At 49.4% G+C, this 25,752-nt stretch carries 16 protein-coding genes; 6 read left to right on the top strand and 10 right to left on the bottom strand.

Annotated elements, in window-relative coordinates; all coding sequences use genetic code 11:
- On the bottom strand, positions 1-5,215 hold a 5,215-nt coding region (locus Q0Y65_RS14390), incomplete at its 3' end, for a leucine-rich repeat domain-containing protein (protein ID WP_297961344.1).
- 239 nt (positions 5,216-5,454) lie between these two features.
- Between Q0Y65_RS14390 and Q0Y65_RS14395 the strand changes: the two genes are divergently transcribed.
- Together Q0Y65_RS14395 and Q0Y65_RS14400 are read left to right on the top strand one after the other, a co-directional pair.
- Entirely contained in the window at positions 5,455-7,428 is a 1,974-nt protein-coding gene (locus Q0Y65_RS14395; RefSeq protein WP_297961347.1) for a metallophosphoesterase family protein, read from the top strand.
- Positions 7,429-7,563: 135 nt separating this feature from the next.
- Positions 7,564-8,082, top strand: a complete 519-nt coding sequence (locus Q0Y65_RS14400) for a GNAT family N-acetyltransferase (protein WP_297961350.1) — start codon at positions 7,564-7,566, stop codon at positions 8,080-8,082.
- 170 nt (positions 8,083-8,252) lie between these two features.
- On the opposite strand, the gene Q0Y65_RS14405 is transcribed toward Q0Y65_RS14400, so the two are convergent.
- The 9 genes from Q0Y65_RS14405 to Q0Y65_RS14445 form a co-directional block, all read right to left on the bottom strand.
- A complete protein-coding gene (locus Q0Y65_RS14405) occupies positions 8,253-9,470 on the bottom strand; it encodes a HAMP domain-containing sensor histidine kinase (RefSeq protein ID WP_297961353.1) in 1,218 nt (405 codons plus the stop codon).
- Positions 9,467-10,129, bottom strand: coding sequence for a response regulator transcription factor (locus Q0Y65_RS14410; protein WP_297961356.1), 663 nt, complete (start codon positions 10,127-10,129; stop codon positions 9,467-9,469). The genes Q0Y65_RS14405 and Q0Y65_RS14410 overlap by 4 nt, the downstream gene beginning before the upstream one ends.
- Before the next feature lie 83 nt (positions 10,130-10,212).
- Positions 10,213-10,983, bottom strand: a complete 771-nt coding sequence (locus Q0Y65_RS14415) for an ABC transporter ATP-binding protein (protein ID WP_297961359.1) — start codon at positions 10,981-10,983, stop codon at positions 10,213-10,215.
- Between the two features lie 33 nt (positions 10,984-11,016).
- On the bottom strand, positions 11,017-13,365 hold the full coding sequence (locus Q0Y65_RS14420) for an ABC transporter permease (protein WP_297961362.1): 2,349 nt from the start codon (positions 13,363-13,365) through the stop codon (positions 11,017-11,019).
- Positions 13,366-13,576: 211 nt separating this feature from the next.
- Positions 13,577-15,820 carry a dockerin type I repeat-containing protein gene (locus Q0Y65_RS14425; RefSeq protein ID WP_297961366.1) on the bottom strand — a complete coding sequence of 748 codons (2,244 nt, stop codon included), beginning with the start codon at positions 15,818-15,820 and terminating at the stop codon, positions 13,577-13,579.
- Between the two features lie 175 nt (positions 15,821-15,995).
- Complete coding sequence (locus Q0Y65_RS14430; RefSeq protein WP_297961368.1) at positions 15,996-16,910, bottom strand: phosphatase PAP2 family protein; 915 nt, start codon at positions 16,908-16,910, stop codon at positions 15,996-15,998.
- 126 nt (positions 16,911-17,036) lie between these two features.
- On the bottom strand, positions 17,037-18,239 hold the full coding sequence (locus Q0Y65_RS14435; RefSeq protein ID WP_297961371.1) for an adenylosuccinate synthetase: 1,203 nt from the start codon (positions 18,237-18,239) through the stop codon (positions 17,037-17,039).
- 9 nt (positions 18,240-18,248) lie between these two features.
- Positions 18,249-19,157 (bottom strand): hypothetical protein, encoded by a 909-nt coding sequence (locus Q0Y65_RS14440; protein ID WP_297961374.1) that lies wholly within the window; start codon positions 19,155-19,157, stop codon positions 18,249-18,251.
- 26 nt (positions 19,158-19,183) lie between these two features.
- Entirely contained in the window at positions 19,184-20,155 is a 972-nt protein-coding gene (locus tag Q0Y65_RS14445) for a J domain-containing protein (protein ID WP_297961377.1), read from the bottom strand.
- A gap of 265 nt (positions 20,156-20,420) precedes the next feature.
- Between Q0Y65_RS14445 and Q0Y65_RS14450 the strand changes: the two genes are divergently transcribed.
- From Q0Y65_RS14450 to Q0Y65_RS14465, 4 genes are all read left to right on the top strand, one after another.
- On the top strand, positions 20,421-21,227 hold the full coding sequence (locus tag Q0Y65_RS14450) for an NrtR DNA-binding winged helix domain-containing protein (protein WP_297961380.1): 807 nt from the start codon (positions 20,421-20,423) through the stop codon (positions 21,225-21,227).
- A 139-nt stretch (positions 21,228-21,366) separates the two neighbouring features.
- Positions 21,367-22,764 carry a leucine-rich repeat domain-containing protein gene (locus tag Q0Y65_RS14455; protein ID WP_297961383.1) on the top strand — a complete coding sequence of 466 codons (1,398 nt, stop codon included), beginning with the start codon at positions 21,367-21,369 and terminating at the stop codon, positions 22,762-22,764.
- Between the two features lie 263 nt (positions 22,765-23,027).
- Complete coding sequence (locus tag Q0Y65_RS14460) at positions 23,028-24,857, top strand: leucine-rich repeat protein (protein ID WP_297961386.1); 1,830 nt, start codon at positions 23,028-23,030, stop codon at positions 24,855-24,857.
- Between the two features lie 243 nt (positions 24,858-25,100).
- Positions 25,101-25,718: a hypothetical protein gene (locus Q0Y65_RS14465; protein ID WP_297961389.1), complete on the top strand. Its 618-nt coding sequence runs from the start codon at positions 25,101-25,103 to the stop codon at positions 25,716-25,718.
- Positions 25,719-25,752 lie beyond the last annotated feature (34 nt).

The following is a 25,752-nucleotide window of genomic DNA, read 5'->3' on the forward strand; positions in this document are numbered from 1 at the left end:
TCATATGTGAGAATGCGTAGGCAGGAACAGTATCGCCGCCTGTAATGGTTATCTTTGAGATAGCATAGGGCGAGAAGTCCATCTCGTTGTTTTCCCAGTTGTTCCACTGATAGATGAACAGGTCTGCAACAGAGTCATATGTAGTCACTCCGCCGTCGATATTGGTGCAGTTCCTCATTGTTGCCGCATGGGGGAGAGTAAGGTCTGCAAGGTTCGTACAGCCGTTGAAGATCTGTATGCCGAGAGATGTTACGTTTGCGGGGATAACAAGCTTCTTTATACCCTTGCAGTTCATGAACGCATGGTCGCCGAAGCTCTTGTATGATTTGGGTATGCTTATGTTTCCGAGTTTTTTGCACTCTGCGAATGAATAGTTTCCTGCGGAGGTGATAGTGCCGTTATCGGGGAGAGCGGATAATGCTGTGTTGTAGAATGAGTAGTTGCCGAGAGTCTTGACTGTATCGGGGAGCTTTACTGTGGCAAGCGAGGTACAGTTCTGGAAAGCGCTGTCGCCTATGCTCTGTATCTCGGAGCTGCTCAGGTCGATCTCCTTCAGGGTTGTCATATGTGAGAATGCGTAGGCAGGAACAGTATCGCCGCCTGTAATGGTTATCTTCTCGATAGAGTAACCGGAGAAATCCAGCTCGTTGTCCAGCCAGTTGTTCCACTGGTACAGGAACATATCGGATACCGAATCATATGTGCCTATAGAGCCGTCGATATCGGTGCAGGACTTGTTTGTGGCTGCATAGGGCATGGTAAGAGTTTTCAGTGCCTTGCAGCCGTTGAACATCATTGCGCCCATTGATGTTACCGACTTAGGTATCACCAGATCCACCATGTTTGCGCAGTCTGCGAATGCGTAGCTGCCCAGGGTCTTGTATGTGGACGGTACAGTTGTCTTCACCAGGTTGGGACAACTGCTGAAGGCGTAGTTTCCTGCTGATGTGATGGTTCCGTTGTCGGGAAGGAACTCTATGGCAGTGCCGAAGTATGCGTAATTGCCGAGAGACTTTGTTGTTTCGGGGAGATATACTGTTGCAAGTGATGTGCAGTTGTGGAAGGCGTGATCGCCTATGCTCTGTATCTCGGAGCTGCTCAGGTCGATCTCCTTCAGTGTGGTCATATGTGAGAATGCGTAGGCAGGAACGGTCTCGCCGCCTGTAATGGTTATCTTCTCGATAGAGTAGTCTGAGAAGTCCAGCTCGTTGTCCAGCCAGTTGTTCCACTGGTACAGGAACATATCCGATACAGAATCGTATGTGCCTATAGAGCCGTCGATATCGGTGCAGGATCTCTTTGTGGCCGCATATGGCATAGTGAGAGTTTTCAGTGCCGTACAGCCGTTGAACATGAGTTCGCCCATTGATGTTACCGACTTAGGTATCACCAGATCTACCATGTTTGCGCAGCCTGAAAAGGCGCTGCTGCCGAGAGTCTTGTATGATGAAGGAACAGATGCCTTTACAAGATTGGGACAATCACTGAATGCGTGATTTCCTGCGGAGGTTATAGCTCCGTTGTCGGGGACAGACTTTATAGCTGTACCGCTGTAAGCATAGTTTCCGAGAGTCTTTACAGTCTTTGGAAGCTTTACTGTGGCAAGCGAGGTACAGTTCTGGAAAGCGCTGTCGCCTATGCTCTGTATCTTGGAGCTGCTAAGGTCGATCTCCTTCAGTGTGGTCATGCTTGAGAATGCGTAGGAAGGAACGGTCTCGCCGCCTGTTACAGTGATCTTTTCGATAGAGTAAGCGGAGAAATCCAGCTCGCCGTCCAGCCAGTTGTTCCACTGGTACAGGAACATATCCGATACAGAATCGTATGTGCCGATAGAGCCCTCGATATCCGTGCAGGATTTATTTGTAGCCGCGTAAGGCATAGTGAGAGTTTTCAGTGCCGTACAGCCGTTGAACATCATTACGCCCATTGATGTCACCGACCTGGGTATGGTCAGCTCGGTCATGTTTGCGCAGTTTGCAAATGCGTAGGCGCCGAGGCTCTTGTATGTAGACGGAACAGCTACCTTCACCAGGTCGTGGCATTCACTGAATGCGTAATCGCCTGCTGAGTTTATAGCTCCGTTGTCGGGGACAGACTTTATAGCTGTTCCGCTGTAAGCATAGTTGCCGAGAGACTTGACAGTTCCGGGAAGCTTTACTGTGGCAAGTGATGTACAGTTCTGGAAAGCGCCGTTGCCTATGCTCTGTACAGATGTGCCGCTGAGGTCGATCTCCTTCAGGGTGGTCATGGTTGAGAATGCGTAGGCAGGAACTATCTCGCCGCCTGTTACTGTGATCTTCTCGATAGAGTAGCCTGAGAAATCCATCTCGTTGTCCAGCCAGCTGTTCCACTGATACAGGAACATATCCGATACAGAATCGTATGTGCCGAGCTCTCCGTCGATATCCGTGCAGGTTTTTCTTACAGCTGCAAAGGGGAGAGTAAGTGTCTCAACAGATGTACAGCCGTTGAGCATAAGGTGACCCATTGTTATGACAGTATCGGGGATAACCAGCTCCTTAACTCCCGTACAGTTCTGGAATGCGTAGGAGCCTATGGACTCCAGTGTGCTGCCGAAGCTGAATTCCGATACAGCCGTGCAGTTTGCAAATGCGTAGTCTCCTATTCGTGTAAGCTTTTCGGGAAGTACGATAATTCCGCTGACGGGCTCTGTTTTCTGGTCATTTGATGAGGAGCTGAGAGCTGTGAAGCCATCGAATACATGGTTGCCTATGCCTGTGATGACCAGATCCTTAGCGGGAGCATCGTCCTCGAAAAGGATCTGGGTCACGGTTGCGGCTTTCTTGAATGGGGTTGCGCCGAAATTATACATATCGCCGTAACCGAATACATGGAGATAGCCGTTGTTATACAAGGTACCTGTTATATGATCGCCCAGCTTTACCGATTCGATAATGCGGGGAACGGTTCTTGTTCTTGTGGGCTTTACAGGTGCGGGACGGGCTACCGTAACTGTTGTGGTTGCTATTGCGGGAGCGTCCGGAGTAGTGGTTGAAGGACTGCCCGTCTGAACATAGCCGTCCGTGCCTATTGTTGCGCTTATGTCAATGCTCTTTGCGCTGGCATTTATTACTATGCTTTCAGTTTTTATTTTATTTCCGTCCACATATACGTTTATATTATATCTTCCGGGACGGGCATAGCAGGTGTATGTGTTTCCGACCTTGCGCAACTCGACGTTGTTTATCTTTACAACAGCATTTGTTACGTCTGTGGTATACTCGGAAGGCTCTCCTGCTGCATTGGTCGTCGTAACGATCTTATCGATATCGGTATTTACTGTTATTTTGTATCCGATATTGGGGCATTCGCCAAGTCCTAATCTGATGAGGGATTTGTTGGCTGAAGAGAGCCAGTTACGGTTCACAGCGGGATCAATAGGAGCCAGTGACGGATCGTATGAACCCAGTGACAGATACCAGTCGAACAGCTTGAAGCGGGCTTCTACAGCTGCTAATGTATGTGTGACCCAGCCGTCAAGGGCTTCGACTTCAAGACCTAACGACGCTACAAGCTCTGCATCTCCGTCTATACAGGTACCGCAGAGATGAGCCGTATCTCCTGACAGATCAGTACAGGAGTAGATGTTTGTATCACCGGATACGTCACCGCTGGCATCTGTGCTGATGCTTACGGAAAGTGAGCCCGAGAATTCAACACCTGCTGTTGCGGCGATATCAAATTTAGCTATCTTGCTGCTGATTATAGCTGCTCCTACGGAGAACTCAAATCCGATGAAAACACTTCCCGAAAGCTCAACCGTAAAGTTGGTGGAAGGATCGTTTCTTTCTATTTTCTCCAGACCGTCATCTGTATTGAAATAGAAGCCGGATTCCTTTTCCAAGGAGAATGATACGGTCAGCTCTCCAGAAACGGAGATAACGAAATCAAGCTCGATAGGGATTACAAGTCCGGGTACGGAAGTGGGGATATCGGTTTCAAACAATGGTATCTCTACCATGTGATCGAGACCGCCTACCTGTATTTCACCTGAAATGGAAACTTCAAATGAAGCTGAGGTTGTCACGCTCATTTCAACATCGAGGTAGAACCAGTCAAGGTAATAGTTGAAGCTTACCTCGACGCCTATACTGATAGATGGGGTGACAGATAATGCTCCGGCGCTAAGCTCGGTAGATGATGAGAAATTGAACGAACCCGAGCCGTAGTCGCCGTCGGTGGCGTAGGAGATATATTCCTGCTCTATCTCCTCGGCCAGATCATCGGGATCGAAATGAAGCCTGTCTTCTGCTTCGTCGTACTCATAGCCGATGCCCCTTGCAGAGTTGTCTATCTCGGCTCCTTCAAGGCCTGCTGTGGTCTCGAACTTCATGAAGCGGAACATCTCGTCGATGTCGCTTGTGCCCTTGACAGTGGTCTTGTCTCCGTCAGTTGAGACCTCCTCCACCGCAACGGCGATGATGTCCTTTTCGTTGGGCTGAAAGTAGAAATACTGTCCCTTTTCCAGACCCTTTACAGTATCGTCGGCATTGCCGATGACGAAAACGTTGTTGTCATAGTCGGCGGAGACGAGCTGGTTGCTGTCCTCGGAGATCTCTGCCTTTACGGTGTCGTCGCTGAGAACGAGGAAGTTTGTTTTCTCGCTGTCGTCGAAGTTGACAACTCTCTCTGCGTCGAAATCATTTATGTCAGTAGCGATGATGTCCTGCACCTTGCTGGTGAAGGTGCGGCGGCTGTACTCATCGGAGAGGCGGGTGCCTGCCATGTCGGAGAGGAAGGCCCTGATGATGAAGTATTCGGGGAGGGCAGCCTTGTCCACCATGCCCTCGTTTACTGTGAAATCGCCTTTCTTCAGCGGGATCTTAACGGAAGTGACAAGTTCATTTGTGGTTTCGTCAAAGAAGTTGACTTCGAGGGTACAGTCTGACGACTGTGTGGATATGACGCGGACCTTGCCTGAGTCCTTGTCGAATTCCAGTCCCGATATCCTGTACTGATCCGAGACTGCGTTCTTTTTGTCGGAAAGCTGCTTCACGCCTTCACTGCCCGAAGACGAGGCGTCAAGGTACCTTCCCAGAGAGTTTGAGGCCTTCATTTCCGAAGCGGCAGCGTTGGCGGCGGTATCGCCGCTGCTGTCGAGAACTGCCCGCATGGAACGCGGCGGGGCGCCCGAGGTTACTGCCGATGCGCACAGAAAAGCACTGAGCACAGCGGCAATGGTTCGTTTAAACATTCTAACACTCCTAACATATTTTTTGTATTGATCTGAACCTGTCACACAATACATGTAAATTATATATCGTTTTATACCAATAGTCAATAAAAAAATGAGGGGAAGGCTTATAATTGTGCAATTTGTTCATTATTATATAAGCGTTATGCGGGCGAAAAGTTGAAAAACACATCTGATATGTGTTATAATGTTCATATCAGCATATGATCGTGCAAATACATGATGAATGGAGTGAAGCTATGAACACACTGAAAACAGGCGCGGCAGCTGCCGCACTTGTAATGATCTGCATACTTACAGCGATATTTCCCTCCCTGTCCGCAGAGGCGGCAGGCTATGAAGCGTTCCTGCCGCAGAGTGAGGAAAAGGGCGTCCTCACCCTTGAGAACGGTGAAAAGTGGTACAGGGTCAACGGCTTTGTCGACGGGAACGAATATGTCATAACCGCACTCCGCTCCGATGGCGGGCAGGCCATACTTGCTGCGGTGGACGGCAATAATATAAAGAACGTGTGGACTTACTCCAGAGAGATCATGTCCACCAGCGTATCACCCAGAAGGACATTTCTCAGGTCGGGCTCCATGGACCTTTCATGCCATGAGTCGCAGCTCTATGTGTATGCGGTATGGTACGTGGAGGGGGATATGATATGGGACTACATCGACGGCAGGCTGTGCTACAAGGAAAATGACAATATGTACTACCTGACCTACGACGAAAACAGCGAGGCTCCCTTTTCCTGTACCGACGATCCCCATAAGGCTGCGGCGGTGAACATATATGCAAGGGGAGAGCAGCTCAGCCGCTGCATAAAGGTGCACCCTTCATCTGAGAGCTATGTCACCGAGGGCAGCGGATATGCCGCTCCCGTTTATACTGCGGAGCTCCTGCGCTCCGATATAGTCGTTGACAGCGTAAGGTGGTTTATCGACGGCGAGGAGCAGTCCTGCGGCGGCCTGACCTTTACTGCTGACTGTCTCAGGGACAGGCCTGCGGGAGTTTACCGCGTAAGCTGTATCATCGAGGGACACGACGACAATGATTTCTACTACAAGGAGAAGTCCGCTGATGCAGGCTTTGCGGTGGCAAAGGGAGTGGTACCCGATTCCGTAATGACCTTTTCCGATATACATGAGGAATACGGCCTTATCACCGAGGCTGTGGAGAGGGTAATGCAGCGCACTGGAGGATATATCCCCTCACTGATAGTTTGCACGGGAGATATGGTATACGGTCCCGAGGCAGCGGAGGAAACCATGCTTTCGCAGTTTTATCCCCGCATGGTGCCCTGTGTCTGCGGTATCGACGCGGTATATGTATCGGGCAATCACGATTCGGGAGCGGCAGCCTCCGTCATGTCGGCAGCTGCCGGCCTCGGCGCGGACAGTAAGCTCCCTGCAAGCGGCGGCCCAGTCTTCATCGGTACATCTGCGGCTGTAAAAGAGAACGGTACCAGCAGCCTCAGCGCAAAGGGGCTCATAGTCTACGGCCTCAACTACGAGGCAGTCATTGACAGAAGCGGTGAAAAGCCTTATTATACCTATGCCAATGCCATAACGGAGCTTGACGCCTTCCTGAAAAAAACTGCTGAGGATTATCACGGAGAGCTCGTGATAATATCAGCGCATCCTGGACTTCATTCCCTTGGTATACAGAAGGGCTCCGTCAAGCCAAACGGCTTTGAGGTGTCGCAGTGGGCGGGAGGCAATATGTACAATGTTGACCGCTCATACGATATGGTCTCCCTCATAAACAGCTACGCCGAGAAGTACGATATGGATATACTTTATCTATTCGGCCACAATCACTCCCGACGGGAGGTGGAGTTCTGCATGAAGGACGGCGACGCCATCACAAGCACAAAGAACTTTGCGGATCAGAGCGTCGGCACACAGACTCTCCGCTTCACCTATGCACATTCGGGATATCTCTCCACGGTGATAGGCTGTGCGGATTCCAGCTTCAGCTTCATACGCCGCGAAGGCGATGTCATAAAGGGTGAGCTGCTGAGTACGGCAGGTGACGGGGTGCGCAGCTGGGAGGCGGCTGCAAGGTGGGCTCCCGCAGCTGATGAGACCGCCTCCGCGACCACATCAGCTGCCGCCGCAGGTGCCGCGGACAGTCCGAAAACGGGATATAACGGTACGGCCGTTTACGGCCTGGCAGCAGCGGCAGCACTCATGCTCCTGTCCAAAAGAAAGCGCAGAGCATAAACAATAAAGCCCGTAGGATATGTGTGGCGCTGATATAGATCGGGCTTTGCCTGTGAAAGAGGTGTTGCGTATGAAAACGATAATAATAGAGATAAATCAAAAGAGCAAAACATATAATATAAGGAGGCTTACCATTTGATAAAAATTGAATTATTATCAGAAACAAATTTCTGTATAGAATCATTGGATCTATATAACAGAAAACAGGATGTAAATAAGGTATATCGCAGAATAGACGGAGACTATAAATTGGTCGAATGCAAATATACTGAAGATTGGGATCTCAACAAAAAGCGTTCTGTAGCAAATCAGATAAGCAGTGATGAATATATTACATACATTGCATTAGAAAATGATAAAGTTGTTGGTTTTATAGGTCTGTTAAAGCAGCTGAACGGTCCGTACATGATTCTGGATATGATGCAGGTGTCTTCTGAATGCAGAGGACAAGGTATTGGCAGACAATTATTTGAAGCAGGCAAAGATGAAGCAAGAAAAAACGGTGCGGAAGCTTTGTACATATCAGCTTGTTCTTCAGAGGAGACGATTGCATTTTACAGAGCAATGGGGAGTGACCTGGCGAATGATCCTATAAAAGAAATTGCTGAAAAGGAACCATTTGACCTTCAGATGATTTGTCCTGTGAAAGATTAAATGTCAACACAAACTGAACTTTCTATCGTTCTATGATGTGGCAACAAATTCTGATTTAACTTAGCAGCTATATAAAATACCATGCCCCGAAGCGCTTTTGAACGCTTCGGGGCAAAACTTCTATATGGGCATCCGCTTATGCCTGTGGGCTTTATTGTTTATCCATCTGCTCATGCCAGCTTGACTACAAGGGTGACGCTGAAGCAGTCATCTTTTATACCGGCATAGATCTCGCCGCCCATGAGACTCATGAGCTTTTTGCATATGAACAGGCCGAGACCGTTGCCGCGGATATTCTCCGCATTGCTGCCGCGTTGGAAGCTGTCGAATATCTGGGGCAGCTCCTTGGCTTCGAGGGTACAGCCTGTATTTGACACGGTTATGAGCTCGCAGCCGTCCATTTTATCGAACCCCAGCTCTATGCGTCTGCCGTCGCCGTACTTTATGGCGTTCTCAACAAGGTTCTGTACGCACTCTCCGAGCCTGTCGGGATCGCAGGAGAGGATACAGTCGTCGAAGTCTCCGATGACGAATTCAGTTCCCGTCATAGCCAGCTGAGGAGCATATCTTGCGCTGATCTTTTCTATGATAACGCTCATGAAGACCTCCTGCTGATTTGCTTCAAAGTTCATGAAGTCCTCGCTTGCGGCGCGGGTTATCTCGCTGACGAAGCTCTCGATCTCATCGGCGCGGCTGTTTATGCTCTCGGCAGCTGCGCGGCGCTTTTCCTCGTCCTTGTAAAGGCCCTTTGCCAGAGCCTTTGCGTTGAGCTTTATAGCCGACAGGGGAGTTTTTATATCATGGGAGAGTGAAAGCAGAAGCAGCTTTTTTTCCTTCTGCATGGTAAGCTCTTTTTTGCGGCTGCCCTCTATGTTCTCGCGGAGCATATTTACGCTCCAGGTGAATTTGCCGAAGAAGCGGCTCTTTTCCTCGGGTATGGGAACTGCCAGATTTCCCTTTGCAAGCTCCCGGGGAACGTCCTTCAGCCTGCCGAAGGGGGCGATGATACACTTGTATATATAGCGGAGCAGTATTACTATCATCAGGAATACAGCTGCAAAGATACAGTTTATCAGGAGCAGGCCGCGGCTTGGGTCCTCTTTGGAATACTCTGCGCGGTACAGTTTCCCGCCTGCCTCTATTATTACATAGTGCTCGTCGGAGACATACAGCGGACCGTCCTCCTCGGTGAATACTCCCGTGATATGAGGATAGCCGCTAAGGTCAAAGCTGCCTGTATCAGCGATATCGTCCGCAAGCCTCTTTGCCTCCACGCGGTAAAGTCCCTCTTCGTCCCTGCTGCTTTTCAGCATGAATATATTCATTACGGCTGCCAGAATCAGAAAAACGGCCGTAACAGCGATACAAAGTCTGCGGAAAGCTTTCATACGAACTTATACCCCACTCCCCACACGGTCAGAAGCCTTTTTGCGTTCTTGGGATCGTCGCCCAGCTTCTGGCGCAGACGGTTGATATGCACATGGAGGGTCTGGAGCTCGGAATCGCTGTCGCTGCCCCATACTGAATTGAAAAGGTACTCCTTTTTCAGTGCCTTCCCCTGATTCTCTATGAGTAGAGCAAGCAGGTCGAACTCCTTGGCAGGCAGCTCTGCCGCCTTGCCGTCTATGACAGCGGTGCGGTCGGCAAGATTGAGCACGACGCCGTTGGCGGAAATTGTCTCCATATGATAGCGGCGCTTGAATATGCCCTTTATTTTGGCGATAAGTATATCTATATCATAGGGCTTTTCGATGTAATCGTCGGCACCGAGGCTCAGGCCGCTGAGCTTGTCCTCCTTCTCCGTTCTGGCGCTTACTATGAGTATGGGAGTGTCGGCGTTCTCGCGTAGCTTCGAGCATACCGCGAAGCCGTTGACGTCGGGGAGGTTTATATCCAGCACCACCAGCTTTGCGCCGTAGCGCTCAAAGAGCTGGAGGGCGCGTTCTCCGCTGTCCACAGCAGTTACAGTATAGTTTTCGGCGCGGAGAAAGTCAGTGAGGAGCTCCGCAAGCTCCTTGTCGTCCTCTACAATAAGAATATCTGCCATAAGATCACCACCTGTATCAATTGTACCATATATCCCTCATCAAAGCAAGGGGCAGATGAAGTTCTGCCCCGTTGTTTTTTGTATCACCAGCCCTGTTCCATGAGCCAGTTGTTCAGTGATCTCTCCCTGTCGCGGAGATTGTTCACGCTGCTGTCGAAGTGTCCCATTTCCTTTTCGCCTGCGATGCGTCCGTCAACTATGTAAAGCACTCTGCTGCATTTTGCTGCGACCTTGGGATCGTGGGTGACGCACATGATGGTAGTGCCATCGCGGTTGAGTGAGAGCAGCTCGTTCATTACCTCGTCGGAGCTTGAACGGTTAAGAGCTCCCGTGGGCTCGTCGGCGAATATCATCTTCGGCGAGTTTATCATGCTGCGGCAGATGCAGGCTCTCTGGAGCTGTCCTCCGGAGACCTCGTTGATATCGTTGCCGCCCACATCGTCTATGCCCAGCCTGTGCATGAGAGCACGTCCGCGCTCAACTGTCTGTCTGCGCTCCTCGTTGTTCTTCTTTGACTTCAGTGCGGGAAGGATTATATTGTCCAGCACCGAAAGGTTCTTCATCATGTACATCTGCTGGAAGATAAATCCCATCTCGTCCAGTCTGAGCCTTGCGAGCTCCTTGTCCTTCAGCTTTGCAGTGCTTTTCCCGTTGAATGTGACCTCCCCCGAAGTTGCTCTGTCCATGCCCGAAACGCAGTAGAGCAGAGTGCTCTTGCCCGAGCCCGAAGGCCCCATTACTGCCAGCATCTCTCCCTCCTCAACGGAGAGATCGATGTTCTTCAGCACGTTGTTCTGTCTTTTGTTGACGATATAGGTCTTGCAGAGACCCTTTGTCTGTAATACCGTATTCATATTAATTCCTCCATATATCCTTGTAAATGAGCTTTATTCTATGCTTGCCGTATCGGAAGCCTTGATGGTCTTTGTGTAGAGGGCTGTCAGGAACGAGCCTATCACCGTTATGCCTATTAGTACCAGCGGACACACGATGAATACATCAACGGGATCCACAGCGCATTTTATATCCGAGACATCACCTATCATGCTGCATATATAGTTCATGAGCGCGTTGCCTATAGGCATCAGCACAGCCAGCGAGATAATGCAGGCCAGCACTGATACGATAACGAAGCGAAGGGCGTGCTGTGTGACGATAGAGCGGTTCGATATTCCTACAGCTTTCATAAGTGCGATCTCGCTCTTTTCCTTTGATATGAACGAGCGCTCCATGAGTATCACTATCATGGCCGTAACTATTACGGTGAGTATCATCATCATCAGCTTTATTGCGGCGAGAGTATCCGACATCTGTGTACAGTATTCTATCATATCCACGGTGTTGAATACCTTGTCGCTGTCTATGGCCTTCTTTATTATCTCGATATTCTTGTCGACCGTTGCCTGATCGGGATCACCGTCAAAGATCACCTGTATTCCGACTGTACTGATACTGTCGTTTTTGACGAGATCAAGGTCAGGGTGTACCTGTACTGCATGGCCGCTTCCCTGGAAGGTGTAGAACTTGCCGGTTATCAGGAACTCGTACTCCTTGTCGCCGATAACAGTTTTTATCCTGTCGCCTATACCGACTCCCAGATCCTCCATTGCGTAGCCCGTCATAGCTATCTCGTCGGTCTTTCTCGGAGCGTAGCCCTCGCTGCATCTGAACAGGTCGTTTTTCTCGCCCTTTGTGACAAAGAACCAGAGATTAGCCTTTTTGTCCTTATAGGTCGCTTCGTATACGGTTCCGAAGCACGTGCTGCACTTGCCGGGGATACCGTTGTCGCTGAGCATTTTTTCGGCCCTGTCAAGAATGGTATCGTAACTGCCGAAGTCATCTAAAAGCTCTCTGTAATAATCTATATCGGCGATATGCGCGTCGCTTGATGGTACGTCAAACAGCCAGAGTATCTTTTCACTTTTCAGAGTCAGTGAGAATACCGACATCAGCGTCATCATCAGCATACACAGAGTGAATATCAGAGTGATCACTGCGAACCTCTTGGGGGCGCTCAGTACATCGTTAAGGGACATGAAGGCTGTTGAGGGGAGCTTTGAGCATCCCAGGTGCATAAAGCTCTTCTTTTTGAAGCGCTCGCCTGTCTGGCCGTTCCTTACAGCGTCTATGGGAGAGAGCTTCTTGATCCTGCGTGTGCAGCCGTAGCAGAACAGCAGTATGATAACTACAACTGCGACGGAGCTTACAGCGCCCATGAGAATGCTGTTCTCGCTTGCCAGCACCATGTTCTTGGTGACGTTTTTCATCATCATACGGCTCATTGGTACAGAGCAGAAGAAGCCGATGAAAGCTCCCACGGCCGCTATGGCAAGGTACTTTACTATGTACAGGCTCCGTATGCTGCCGTTGCCTATTCCCACAGCCTTCATCACGCCTATTTCGCGGAACTCCTCGCTGATGGTGAAGCCGATGGTGAAACGGAGAACCACGAATACCGTTACCAGCAGAACTATGCTTATGGCCAGCATGATATACGCTGAGAGCATATCGTACAGGTAGAGCGATTTGTGCTCCTCCCTTGTGGTGAGATAGGTGGTGTCCTTTGCGATAGCGCGTACATCGTCAGGGTCGGAGACGTTTATGTAAAGACTTCTTACTTTGAAATTTTCAAGCTTCGGCTCTCTGCTGATATACTCATAATCATCTTCGTTCATGAGTATGTAGGGCGACGAGCTGTCGTCATTGCCGGACAGCGGGTTCTTGAAGCGGCCCATGTACTTCAGGGGGAGTCTGCTTTCTCCCACATTCAGCTCGAATTCGTCTCCCACGGAGATGTCCAGCTTCTGCAAGAAGGGCGCTGTTGCATAGAAGCAGCCCTTGGGGACGCTTTTTATCAGTCTGTCGTTTTCGTCAAAGTATTTTACGGCCATGTCCCTGGCGGAGACAAGGTAGGGCGGATTGATGAAGTTATCCATTTTCCTGCCCTTGTAGCTGAGATCCTTCGACGATACGAGGCAGATAGCGTCTGATGACTTTACACTGCTTACCGAGGGCAGTGCCCTGACCTTATCCTCAAAATCGTCTCCCGGCTGAATGTTGGCTGTCATGTCGGGGACCTCTGCCTTGTCGAAATAGCTTTCGATACCGCCTGTTACGGCGGCGATGTTGTTTATGCTTGCCGCTGCGAACATGGAACACATTATCACGAACAGCAGCAGGATCGCGTTCATGGTCTTTTTCCGCTTCAGATCCTTTTTCAGCATATTCAGTATCATATCCATCCTTCTTTCTTTCCTTCTTTTGGAGCTCCTATCCTTGGTGTGATATGATTATAGCACGGAAATTCTTAACAAGTCTTTAACTTTTGATCTCTGCTGATATTTCACGGTATACAGGGAACAGATCCCTTATCTGTGCATTGTGTGATGCGTGCTGAAAACAAAAAGTCCCCGCATCGCGGGGACTTTTAAAATATGTCCTGTATTATCAGCTGAGCTGGCTGCCGCCCCATTCAACAACTGTGAAGCCCTTTCTCTCAAAGGTCTCAAGCTGCTGAGGCTGTATATCCACGGCATTTTCAAGAGGGATATATGTCATGAATATGCGGCATATGCTGTCGGGAGAGGGAGTGATGTCAAGCCTTGCCGAATCCGTATAGGCCTTGCCCTGGAAGGAGATGAGGTTATATCTGTTATGCTCCATTCTCGGCAGCCAGTATACGATGAATTCGTTCATTTCGTCCTCGGTAAGACCCATATATGTCAGCTTTTCCCTGAGGAAGCTCTCGGTATCGCTGCCTGCAACGCAGAAGCCCTTTGAGAGGTCGAATCTTGTGCGGCTGTTTACGCTGTCCCAGAAGAGGTATCTGTGATGCGTGCCGTCCGCCTTGTTAAGGAGGCGTCCGTCGGGATAAGCTGTAACGTCCCAGCCGTTATTGTATCTGGGATATGTGGTGGAGAGCTCTGATTCTGTCAGCGTCAGCTCCACATGAACGTCGGTCTCCTCCTCGGGATAGAGGTATATAACAGGCTTGTCGATAGCAGGACTCATGAAAATAACATTCGGTTTTCCGTCGCAGTTTACTCTTACCCAGCCCTGCTTGCCGTTGGCCTCGGTAAATACCCAGTCATCTACCCCTTCGCTGAATCCGAGTTCATGTAATAAGGTCGATCCGTCAATAGTATCCAGTACCATATATTCTGTTCCGGGACCTGCGTACAGGTTATGATCCTCTCCCGTTATGCGGAGAAGGGTGTAGCGGCTGGAGGGATATTCGGGAGATACCACAATTCCCAGCTTTTCTATCAGCTTGCGTCTCATAACGATCATGTCGAAGACGTCGATAACATTGTCGTGGCAGAAATCTGCGGACAGCCAGTTCGGGAGCTCGGTATCGGCATCACCTTTGAGCCAGTTCTGTAAGCTTACCAGATCGGCAATATTGAATTCACCGCTGCCGTTCAGATCTCCGTTGGGACACCATTTCATGAAGACGGTAACTTCCCTGCGGTCGGCTTCCTCGGCTGTGACCTTCATATCTTCAACATCATAACGGCCTGCCTGCGAGTCCATAGAGAAGGAATAGCTGCAATTGGGATCATAGGCATTGTTTAAGGTGATCGTACAGGGATTTGATGAGATATAATACATATCGCTGGTATAGGGTGCCTGCCTGCTGCTTTTCGTGAGTTCGGCACCTTTTCCCGAAACATCTACCGGTTCTTCCGTATCCGCGTCTATGAATGTGAAAACAGCGCTGGTCTTTCTGTTGGCGGACCAGTCGATGATCTCGGTGCAGTTGTTCTTTATCTCGAATTTGCCCTCTGAACTTACCTTTGGTTCCGTGTCGGAAAAGGATCTGCCTATCCTCCATGTTACGTCTGCCATACCGTCAGCTGCGGGCTTGTAGATTATTACCGAAGGAGTAGCTCTGCCGGTACCCGGATCGAGAACAAAGGGAGAGCAGTCAGATTCCAGAAACTCCTCTATGGCTCCCTCGCCGCTCTGCTCCATTTTCAGTGAAGCGCCTACGGTATAGTTGATGTCTGCCCAGTAGGCGACATAGTTGTCATGAACTGAGATGATGCCGTATTCGTTCACGAAGCTGTTGTACTCGGGAACGCAGTCGGGCAGCCAGCGATACATATCGGTTTCAACGGTGGTGCCGTCATGGTTCTCAAAGGTAAAGACCTCGGTGACCTCGTATTTATCGCCGTTTTTTTCATGCCATGTGACCGTCATATCGAGACCGTCCGGCACACGGAACATATCAACCTCGAACACATAACGTGATTCGTTCTCGGCATAGTTTTCAAAGAAGCTGTAGTTGTGGGAAGACAGTCCGAGACTGTCGCAGTACTCCTCGAATGCCATTGATGCCTCAAGATCTTCGGGGTCGGGGTTTTCGGGAATGTCCAGCTCATAGTATTTCGTACCTTCACACACAGGGCTGTTGATCTCTGACGCACCTCCGGAGATACTGAATTCAATATCATCTTTCCGGTTGCTGCGGACAGGTCTTACCATACAGATATAGCCGTCTGACACAAAGCATTTGCCGTGCTCGTTGTAAAGCTTCATTGCGCTGATAAAATCCATTGGCGTCCAGTCGGGGAGTGTGCCTATGACAGAGTCATATGCGGTTTTATCGGCAGCTGCTTCCATCGGCGCAGGCGCCGCGGATAAAAGCATGATACCTGTTGTAAAAAGAGCGATAGTTTTTTTCTTCATTTCAGTTCCTCCATTCTGTTATCAGTTAAGTGTTTCCCCATTATCATGTCATAGGGGAGGATCGTTCACGCGGCATTTCTGCCATTATAATAATGATAACACATAACAGATGGCTTTGTCAATGCAACTTACCCATGAAAAAGTGCAACTTACCGCCAAAAATAAGCAGCTCACATCATGTGGGCTGCTTTTTTGATATGTGTAACTGTATTGCCGAGAATGCTATTGAGGACAGGACGCCTATAACAGCTCCTGCGGAGGTGTCGCTGAGATAATGTGCGCCGAGTATCATTCTTGTGACCATTATGACGATACCGAAAGCAAGTCCGCAGAAGAAAAGAGCGATATGCTTGTCCCTGAGCTTCGGGAAGAGCCATGTAAGCGAGGGCAGTATGCACATTGACAGCATACTGAAAATACTGTGGCCGCTGGGAAAGGATCGGAACTCGTCGGCGCCGATACCGTACTTTGCGGCGAGTTCCTCCGCACCTGCAAAGGGTCTGTACCACGGTACAAAGGTTATGTCCTCATATCCCAGTACAGCAGTGCGGTACCGCGGACGGTCGAAGGAGTTCTTCAGCAGCTCCATTGATATGTATGCGGCAAGCAACACGGAAAAAAGTCCCAGTATCCTCTTTGCGAGCAGCTTGTCCTCCGACTTTCCTGCTGCGTTATATCCTGCAAAGAACAATGGGTACATCAGTACCGCGCTCAGTATGATGATAACGGGAAGATTTCCCGTCACCGACGGGTATATGCTGCCCAGGTTGTTTGCGGAGGTCATGGAGCGGCTGCCGATATATCCTATGAATACTGTCCACAAAACGCAGACCGCGCACATTGACGCTCTGACGGGGCGGCTTTTGTCCGAGCTGAGCCCGCGCTGAAAAAGGGCTCCCCAGAAAAACACCTGCGCCGCATAGAAGGGATAGACGCCAAGGGTCGTTATCAGCTTGGCTAATGTGATATCGGGGGAGAAAAGAGCCTCCGCCGCAGCCCTGTCGCAGAAGGTACCTGCAATGAAGGCGGCGATGAAAAATACCAGTGCAGCAATGCTCAGCTTTATCTGAGCCGAATACTTCTTATCCATTTTGTCTCCTTCGGAATTGTTATAAAGATCACAATAATATTATATCAGTATTCGGACAGTCAGTCAAGCTGTATCCGTTACGGCAAAGAAAGTCCCCGCAGCTGCGGGGACTTATCCATGTATGCTTTATCTTCCCGAAAGGGCTTTTGCCGCAGCAGGCTGACATACAACGTGGTCGGCAGTCTCGCCGCTCACCTTATAAAGCACATCTGCCAATGCCATGTACGCGATATCCTCGGGCATAAGCTTCCCTGTGGGACATATTATCATGCCGTCGGTCATATCAAGATGAGTTACTGCTACGGCTGTTCTTTCGCCTTCTGCTATGTATTTCCTGTCCAGTGCAAGAGAGGCCATGAATTCGGGCAGGTCGAACAGACCGTACCTGAATGTGCCCTGAAATTCATTGGGAGCGTTGGTCTTGTCGTACAGGCCGTATTCCTCAGCGATGGTATCAGACTGTGTATCGAACCTGCCTGCGCCGTGGCGTGTGAAGAATGACCTTGTAACGTAGCATATTTCTGTTTCGCGTTTTTCCAGTTTGTCCAGTATGGCGCGGATATTTTTCATGCCTGTGTCCGAAGGCGTGAGGTGAGGGAAGTAGTCCGTTCTGTTCTGATCCAGCATGAGCCCCTGAGCTCCCTCGAATACAGCCGTATCGTACTCCTCGATGATCTGCTCGTCTCCACGGCGGCAGAACGCCGCCATAGCATACAGGTCATCGAGATAATTCTCGGTTAGCATATGGTTTGCCAGCATCTCGGAAAGCTCCCTTTCCGCGTCTCCTGCGATACCCAGCTCACGGGCACGCTTGCGGCAGTATTCCCCGTTTATCCTGTTTATCATTCCCCTTACAGCGCTCCTGCCTTCTTTCAGCGCATAGTCATAGTCAAAGGCGTACCTGCTGTCCCTGCTGCGGACGACGGTCTCGAATATTCCCACGCCGCAGCTGCCGTGGCGGTTGTTCCCGCGCATAGTCTCAGCCATCTGGTTCAGCAGCATATCGCAGGGGAGAGTCACCCTGCACCGCCCGTCGATGAAGATATTGCCCGTATCGCTGCCCAGCTGCGCCAGCTCTCTTGAAAAAAGCATAGGGTTGAGTATAAAGAACTCTGAAAGGTATGTGTCCGCGCCTGCAAAGCTGCCGGAGCCTATGTGTGAGAAGATATGTCTTTTACCGTCACTTGTGCATACGGTATGCCCCGCCTGTGCGCCGCCGTTGCTCCTGATGTTTATGACGCTGCTGTCTGTGCGGCAGAAAAGGTCTGTCATGAGGCCCTTGCCCTCGTCGCCGAAATTTGCTCCTATGACCGCATATGCTTTTTTCATATTATCACCTCAGAATCTGATTATTCCGTTGAGTACGCTCCTTTTCCGTGTGGGAAGTCCGCCGAGAGCGTTCCTTACGGCAAGCCGTGTATCGCCGTCCCAGGAATTGATGATATCCTCTGTATCTCTTCCCGCAACGCTTTCGAGCAGCGAAACGATTATCTCGGGTATGGCGCTGACGTCTGTTACCGAGACAGCTCTTTCGCCCATTAGTTTCCGCCATTTCGGCAGTTTTACAATGCTTTCGTTTCTCCCGTCCATGACCATAAGGTGGAACACGTCGTAACGTCTGCTTACCTGAGCCAGCAGAGCTGCTGTATCTATATCCTCCCTGACATTGTCGCCGAATACCCTTTCTATTTCCTTTGCAAGCATTTTTTCGGGGAAGCCGTCGTCGCCGAGAGTGAAGATAACTCCCTTTTTGCGACGCTTGTCCCAGGCGTCGGTCTTTGTCTTGTTTGCGGCGAGATACCAGACAAGAGGATAGCTCTCGAAGCTGTTTCCGCCGCCGCCGCGCTCGAACCAGAGCTCTGTCAGCTGGCTTGCGATGCGTATGTCGGATTCAAACTGTGTGGCCTGGAGCGGTGAGCGGTCGCATCTTGAATCGCCTACAGCGCAGAACATTATCTGCGGCCCCTCAACAGGCTGGCGCTCGATGATATCCTTTACCATTTCGCCCAGGTGTTTTGCCGTTACGTCCAGCAGATCGCTCATTGAGCCCGTAACGTCAAGACCTATGATGATAGGCGTAGTTACAGGGTGATCTGCCGAGTCAAGGCTTTCCCTGAAACTGATCTTCCGCGGATCGTATTTCGCGTCGATCCCGGTGGCCTTGTAGATGTCGTTGACCTTTTTTCCACTGATCCTTGCAGACGAATATTTCTTCCAGTCTGCTGAATTCCATGAACCGTATCCCATAATAGTACCTCCTGTGATATTTATTTTCAGCCTGCGATATCAGGCAGTCTGACGTTCATATGTGTGAATCTCCTTCCGCCGAAGCCGTCGGTTATCACCTTTTCCCATTTTTCCATTTCCTCAAATGCGGAGCTGCTGCATATACTCTCGGCGTAATCCTTCACGGCGCAGGGAGCGTCGTCGGAGAGTATCCGCCTTGCCAGAGCCTTTACACATTCAAGGTCAGTGATATGCTGTGCTGTGCCGTCGGTTTTTGTAAGTGACGAGAGGGAAGCGTATACGCTCGATTGCACTCCCGTCATCCTGCCGCCTTCTCTTGCGGCGAACCACCAGCCTCCGCCCACTCTGACCGTGTGCTCTGCGGGATCTATGAAGAGGTTTTCCTCTGCGAGGCAGTTCCAGACTATCCCTTTTGTCTCGGCGTAGCAGCATATCCCCAGCAGCCGTGATATTATCCATGCAGCGTGGCGGCTGTCAAGGCGTCCGCCGTAGAAATCAAGCACCCTTGGCAGGGGAAGCTCTCCCGCACGCTTGCAGGTCTCGACGAGCAGTCCCTCATCGGTGCTGATGACCTGTGTTACCAGCGGCAGGAACACCTCTGCCTGTGCAAGTATCTGCTGCGGGAGATACTCCCTGAAGAACAGGTCAGACCGCGCCTCTGACTGCGTGAAGCAGTCGGAAAGCTCGTCCTTGATAAGGAAGTAAACATTACGCTCGCCGATGTATTCCATGCCGTATTCCTGAGATACTGCCATGAGATATTTTATGCCGACAGCGCGGCTGCCGCAGCGGAACAGTTTTTCCTGGCAGCTGTGAGCCTTCTTCAGCTTTCCGTATAGCTCGTTTATGACCGCCGAAGCCTCGGGAGCTCTGGGGTCGCTGCACCTGTCGGGGTGATATTTCAGCATCAGTGCCATGTATATGGGCTGAGCCAGAGCGATATCCTCGGGAAAGATATCTGTGCAGCATCTGCATTTCAGGATCTCGGATATATCCATATCAGCTTACCTCCTTATGATTGAATTAAAATGATATTAACAGCGGGTAAAAATAAAAGCTGCTGTATTAATATCCTTTTGTTATTATCATAATAACATTAACAGTTCGATTTGTCAAGACGTTCCGAGTGGATTCTGCGTTTTTAACAATCAGATAATATCATTATAATATTATCTATGTGCAGAGTTTACAAAGATCCTCCGCATATTGACAGCCGCGGTGATCTGTGTTATTATTAATCAGATATTATCATCGGAGGTTCCTATGGATTACGATATAACTAAATACGACAGACCCTCGGTCGCTGCGGATATTGTGGTATTCACCGTCCGCAAGGGCGACAGCGAAAGCTACAGACACCTTTCAAAGCCTGTTCTTTCGGTGCTTCTTGTAAGGCGTACAGAATGGCCCTTTGAGGATATGCCCGCTCTTCCCGGAGGCTTCTGCTGCCGCGAGGAGACTATTGAGGAAACGGCGCTGCGCAAGCTCAGGGAAAAAACGGGAGTGGACTGTCCGCCTCTTTCGCTGCTCTGCAATCTTTCAAAGCAGGGCCGAGACCCGAGAGGCTGGATAATCTCGTGCTGCTACTGGACGGTCATCGGGCATACAAATGCGGCTCTGGATAAGAATGCGGAGTGGTATGAGGTATCACTGAAGGAGTCTGACGGAGCATATACCCTTATTCTCACTGACGACAGCGGCAGGGAATTCATCTCCGAGGTCAGGCTGAACAATCCCAACGAGCTGTATAATCAGTCCGCTGAGGCTGAGATACCAAGAAACAGCCTTGCCTTCGACCATGCCGAGATGATCGTAAACGCGCTGCTGAAGCTCAGGAGCAGCCTTGAAAAGCCCTATGCCGCATTCAGGCTGCTGCCGGAAAGATTTACCCTTACCGACCTCCAGCAGGTCTACGAGGCCATACTGGACAAAAAGCTGATAATGGCTAATTTCAGGCGGAAGATCGCTCCGTACGTGGAGGAGACAGACGGTATCGAGGGCGGAGCAGGTCATCGTCCGTCAAAGCTGTTCACCAGAAAGGCGGCGGCAGCAGATAGCAGTCCCCTATAACGTTCCTGACGCTTTGCGTATGAGATAGTGGGCTTGATTTTTTACATTTAATGATATATAATAGTAAAAAATCAAACAACATATAGTCTGGATCCTTATTTCAATAAATCAACATAACTTACAGAAAAGGAGTTAAACTATGAAAAAAGCAATATCGTTTATGGCATCACTTGCAGTTGCAGGTTCTTTAACAGCTTTCGGTGCTGATCCGTTTGAATGTTCGGCGATAAGAGCTGTTACCATCGTTGAAGAAGGCACCTATGAGCTCGGCGACGGCTCGTCTGTGGATTATCAGGTCACGGACAGCGATGAGCTTATCATAAAAAAGTATAACGGTACTGCCGCCGAAGTAGAGATACCTTCGGAGATCAACGGAAAGAAAGTTAATTCCATATCAGGCGTTGCATTCAGGAACTGTACGGCAATGACCTCGGTCACTATACCCGACAGCGTTTCGGAGATCGTAGGCGGAGCTTTTCAAGGCTGTACCGGTCTGACATCTGTGACCATACCAGACAGTATCCAGTACATCTCGGACGGCACTTTCAAGGACTGTACGGCTTTAAAGTCTGTTACTCTGCCGGAAAGCCTGAAGTACATCAGCTTTAACGCCTTTGAGAACTGCACCGAGCTGGATTCTATCAATATTCCCGAGAATATCGAGAATATCTACAGCGACGCTTTCAAAAACACAAAATGGTACGACGATCAGCCTGACGGACTTGTCATCGCAGGCAATGTTTTATATAAGTATAAAGGAACAATGCCTGAGAATACGTCGGTAGATATCCCCGATAATGTAAGAGTCATCGCTTATAATGCATTCGAGAACTGCACGGGTATGACCTCGGTAACTATTCCCGAGGGCGTTAAGGATATAGGTTCGGATGCTTTTTCGGGCTGTACAGGACTTACCTCGGTAACTATCCCCGGAACCGTTCCGATGATAGGATATGCGGCGTTTAGCGGCTGCACAGGGCTGACTTCGCTTACTCTCAGTGAGGGCGTCGAAAATATACAGAACGGAGCTTTTGACGGCTGTACAGCATTGTCTTCGGTAAAGCTTCCCGACAGCCTCCGCATAATCTGTTCATATGCTTTCGGAAACTGTACATCTCTGACCGAAGTATCTATTCCCGAGGGAACAGAGTATATTATGAATAACGCCTTTACGGGCTGTTCAAATCTGACTAAGGTAACTATTCCCAGGATCAAAGAGCAAAATGAGGGCGTGGATACAATTGAAAAGGATGTATTCCTGAATTGCAGCAAGGATCTTACTATCTACGGATATAAGGGCACTCTGGCTGAAAGATACGCCAAGGAAAACGGCATAAAATTCTCTGCTCTGGACGCTGCGGCTGCACAGAAGACCACAACGACAACAGCCGGCGGAAAAAAGGCAAGCACTTCCACTACCAAGGCAAAGGGCGATTCGCCCAAAACAGGCGACAGAGGTATCGGCGGATTTGCTGCGGCAGGCGCGGCAGCAGCGATATTAGCCCTCGCAGCATACAGAAAAAGAAAAGTACAATAATCAATACGGATATTATTAAAGGGATCAGCTTCGCTTTTGCGGGGCTGATCCCTTGTTTTTCTGCGGCTGCTGCTCCATTGCCGGTGCAGCTTACATAACAAAAAAAGCAACTTACCCCCGTATTTTTGCAACTTACCGAAAAACGGTTGACTTGCGCAGCTGCATCATTATATAATGTGGGTGATCTGTTTATTGCGGTGCGCACACAATGGACCGACAGCATTATCTCACTAAAAAATGTACTTTATACGGAGGATCATCAAATGAAACACAAACAGCTTATCTCACTTCTCACTGCAGCAATCACAGGTATATCCGCCGCAGCTATCCCGACGATCATACAGGAGACTCAATGTCTGACCGCTTCTGCGGCAACAGGCGACTGGCATGAGGAATGGCTGAACGGAAATATCATATACGGTTATTACGAAGGTACAAATGAAGCTATCATCACAAAATGCTACGGAGAATACAAAACCCCCGGAAGTGATTTTACCATTCCGTCCTATATCAACGGTATGCCTGTCACTACCATTGCAAGTCTGGCATTCAACGCGAAAATATTTCATTCGGTCACGATCCCGGATACAGTCAAGGTGATCGAACCCCGTGCCTTTGAAGCCTGCACCATCACAAGCGTTTCGCTGCCGGATTCCCTCGAATCTATCGGAGCTTATGCGTTTTCACGCTCATGGCTGGAAAGCGTGACGGTCCCTGCGGGCGTAAAGACCATTGAGGAGTCCACCTTTGCGGGCTGTGACAGAATGACGTCAGTGACCCTTGAGGGCGCCGAGCTTATCAAGGTGAACGCATTCCTTAACTGCAATAATATCACAAGTCTCACGATACCCGACAACTGTAAGGCGGACGGGAACACAATGGCTTTTTCGGACTGCAAGAAGCTTGACACCATCAACGGCTATACTGCTGTCACGGAAGAAACGGACGAAAACGGCGTCAGCTACCCTGTGCTGGATCCGCATATCTACAATGTTGTCAATGAGCATTTTTCGCGCTGCTTCAATGTGAAATTCATTGATGAATACTGTACCAAGCTTTGCAACTATGTTGTTGCAACGGAAACAGACGAGTGGATGAATGACGCTCTGAAGGCAAAGCAGCTGCATGACTGGCTGGTCCGCAACTGTGTATATGATTATGATTATGTGAGCAGCAGATATGATCTGCGCCATTTCATCTATTCCTCGTTCTTCCTGAGCTTCGGCACCAGCTCACCGGGCACTGATCTCAGCGGCAAAATGGGAAAGACCGTTTGTGAGGGATACGCAAAAGCATATACCATGCTGCTGTCGGCCTGCGGTATCGAATCCTATGTTATCAACGATGATAACGGCTCAGACGGCCACGCCTATAACGCAGTCAAGATCAATACAAACGGAACAGACCGTTATTATCAGGTAGATGTGACATGGGATGATGCCGGAGATGATCCTATATACGATCTTTTCCTGAAGAGTAGTACAGATATGTATGCTGCTCACGGAAATAAATATCCTTTCCAAAGAGTGGAAGATCTTTCGGATGAGCACCCTCTGCTGGATCAGTATCATGAATCCTATGAATTCCTGAAAGATCAGTGTACACAGTCTATGCCGGACATAAACGGCGACGGCATTCTTGACTTCGATTTCGATATGGACGGATATGATTTCGGACACGATTTCATGGATGACCTTAATGCGTATCAGACTTATCTGATGTTTTCATTCGGCTTCGGCAGCTCAACGGATCAGATCAATAACAGACTGAGCGATGTGCTCGCCAATCTCCACGCTCTCAATATGAGCTACGGACAGTATATCTACGACTCAGCACCTAAGGATGCGGCCGTTGCATCAGGTGAGACGGCAGAATTCAGTATCAGGCTCTTCGGCGACGACCTGACCTATCAGTGGTATATTTATAACCAGAGCAGCGGTCAGTGGGAGAGCATACAAAGCGAAGATGCTGTCGGACCGACGCTGCATATCACCGCAAATGCCCAGACCAACGGCACGCAGTACAGGTGTTATGTATGGAACAAGGACGGATATTATCTCTATTCAAACCCTGTTACGCTGACATTGACCTGACAGCGTCATTGCAATACGGAAAAAGGCTGACTGTTCATTGACAGTCAGCCCTTTTTTGCTGTTTTATTGTAACGATCCGTCCGTGGACATCCAAGAAGCCGGTAGCTTGACTTTGAAAGGCAATGGGGTGTATAATAATGATAGTATGCAGTACACTGCGTATAATCTGAATAAGTGACGGTACAGACTATGAAAGCTGCTGATTTTTTTAAAAACACGAAATACTTATGGATAGGCGGAATTATGGGTGCGGTTCAGCAGTTTGCCGGAAGGCTTGACTATTATCTGTATCATGGCCGTGATATATTCAGCTTTTCGAACATAATGGGAGGCTTTTCCCTTTACGCTGCTATAATCCTGCTGGTAATAAAAAGAAATGTACCGCCGAAGCAGCAGCTAAAAGACCTCTTTTTGTTTTTTCTGGGGCTTGATTTCTTCTATTATCTTTATATATTCATTATGGAGCTTTGCTATTATCTATCCGATAAAAAGAACACATATGAGAGTATAAGCTGCTATTTTCAGGAGACGTTCACTGAGGTACATGATTTCATAAAATGGACAGTGATAGGCACTGCGGCTGCTGTATGGGCGTATTTTGCAACAAAGCTCCGTCACAGGGGAAAAAAGAAAGCGTATATCGCAATGCTTGTGCCTTTATTTGCCGTTATTATCCTTGAGCTTGCCGGCGATCTGTATTCTTTGGCAATGTATATTATACAGGAATACAAGCGGGCCCATGATCTTCCGCTGCCGGCAGGTATTGAAAGAATCTGCCCCACATCGTCGTTATTGACGTCGTTGGTATTGCTGATACTGTGCAGCTATAAATTCATTTTTGCGAAAAAAGCGGACTCGTAAGAGTCCGCTTCAGCATTTGATATGATCTGTTTTT

The organism is uncultured Ruminococcus sp., assembly GCF_947301925.1.
Lineage (GTDB): Bacteria > Bacillota > Clostridia > Oscillospirales > Ruminococcaceae > Ruminococcus.

Coding starts and splice junctions, on each gene's coding strand:
- Q0Y65_RS14395 (WP_297961347.1), top strand. CDS start 5,455: ATGAACACACTGAAAACAGGCGCGGCAGCTGCCGCACTTGTAATGATC.
- Q0Y65_RS14405 (WP_297961353.1), bottom strand. CDS start 9,470: ATGAAAGCTTTCCGCAGACTTTGTATCGCTGTTACGGCCGTTTTTCTG.
- Q0Y65_RS14410 (WP_297961356.1), bottom strand. CDS start 10,129: ATGGCAGATATTCTTATTGTAGAGGACGACAAGGAGCTTGCGGAGCTC.
- Q0Y65_RS14415 (WP_297961359.1), bottom strand. CDS start 10,983: ATGAATACGGTATTACAGACAAAGGGTCTCTGCAAGACCTATATCGTC.
- Q0Y65_RS14420 (WP_297961362.1), bottom strand. CDS start 13,365: ATGATACTGAATATGCTGAAAAAGGATCTGAAGCGGAAAAAGACCATG.
- Q0Y65_RS14425 (WP_297961366.1), bottom strand. CDS start 15,820: ATGAAGAAAAAAACTATCGCTCTTTTTACAACAGGTATCATGCTTTTA.
- Q0Y65_RS14430 (WP_297961368.1), bottom strand. CDS start 16,910: ATGGATAAGAAGTATTCGGCTCAGATAAAGCTGAGCATTGCTGCACTG.
- Q0Y65_RS14435 (WP_297961371.1), bottom strand. CDS start 18,239: ATGAAAAAAGCATATGCGGTCATAGGAGCAAATTTCGGCGACGAGGGC.
- Q0Y65_RS14440 (WP_297961374.1), bottom strand. CDS start 19,157: ATGGGATACGGTTCATGGAATTCAGCAGACTGGAAGAAATATTCGTCT.
- Q0Y65_RS14445 (WP_297961377.1), bottom strand. CDS start 20,155: ATGGATATATCCGAGATCCTGAAATGCAGATGCTGCACAGATATCTTT.
- Q0Y65_RS14450 (WP_297961380.1), top strand. CDS start 20,421: ATGGATTACGATATAACTAAATACGACAGACCCTCGGTCGCTGCGGAT.
- Q0Y65_RS14455 (WP_297961383.1), top strand. CDS start 21,367: ATGAAAAAAGCAATATCGTTTATGGCATCACTTGCAGTTGCAGGTTCT.
- Q0Y65_RS14460 (WP_297961386.1), top strand. CDS start 23,028: ATGAAACACAAACAGCTTATCTCACTTCTCACTGCAGCAATCACAGGT.
- Q0Y65_RS14465 (WP_297961389.1), top strand. CDS start 25,101: ATGGGTGCGGTTCAGCAGTTTGCCGGAAGGCTTGACTATTATCTGTAT.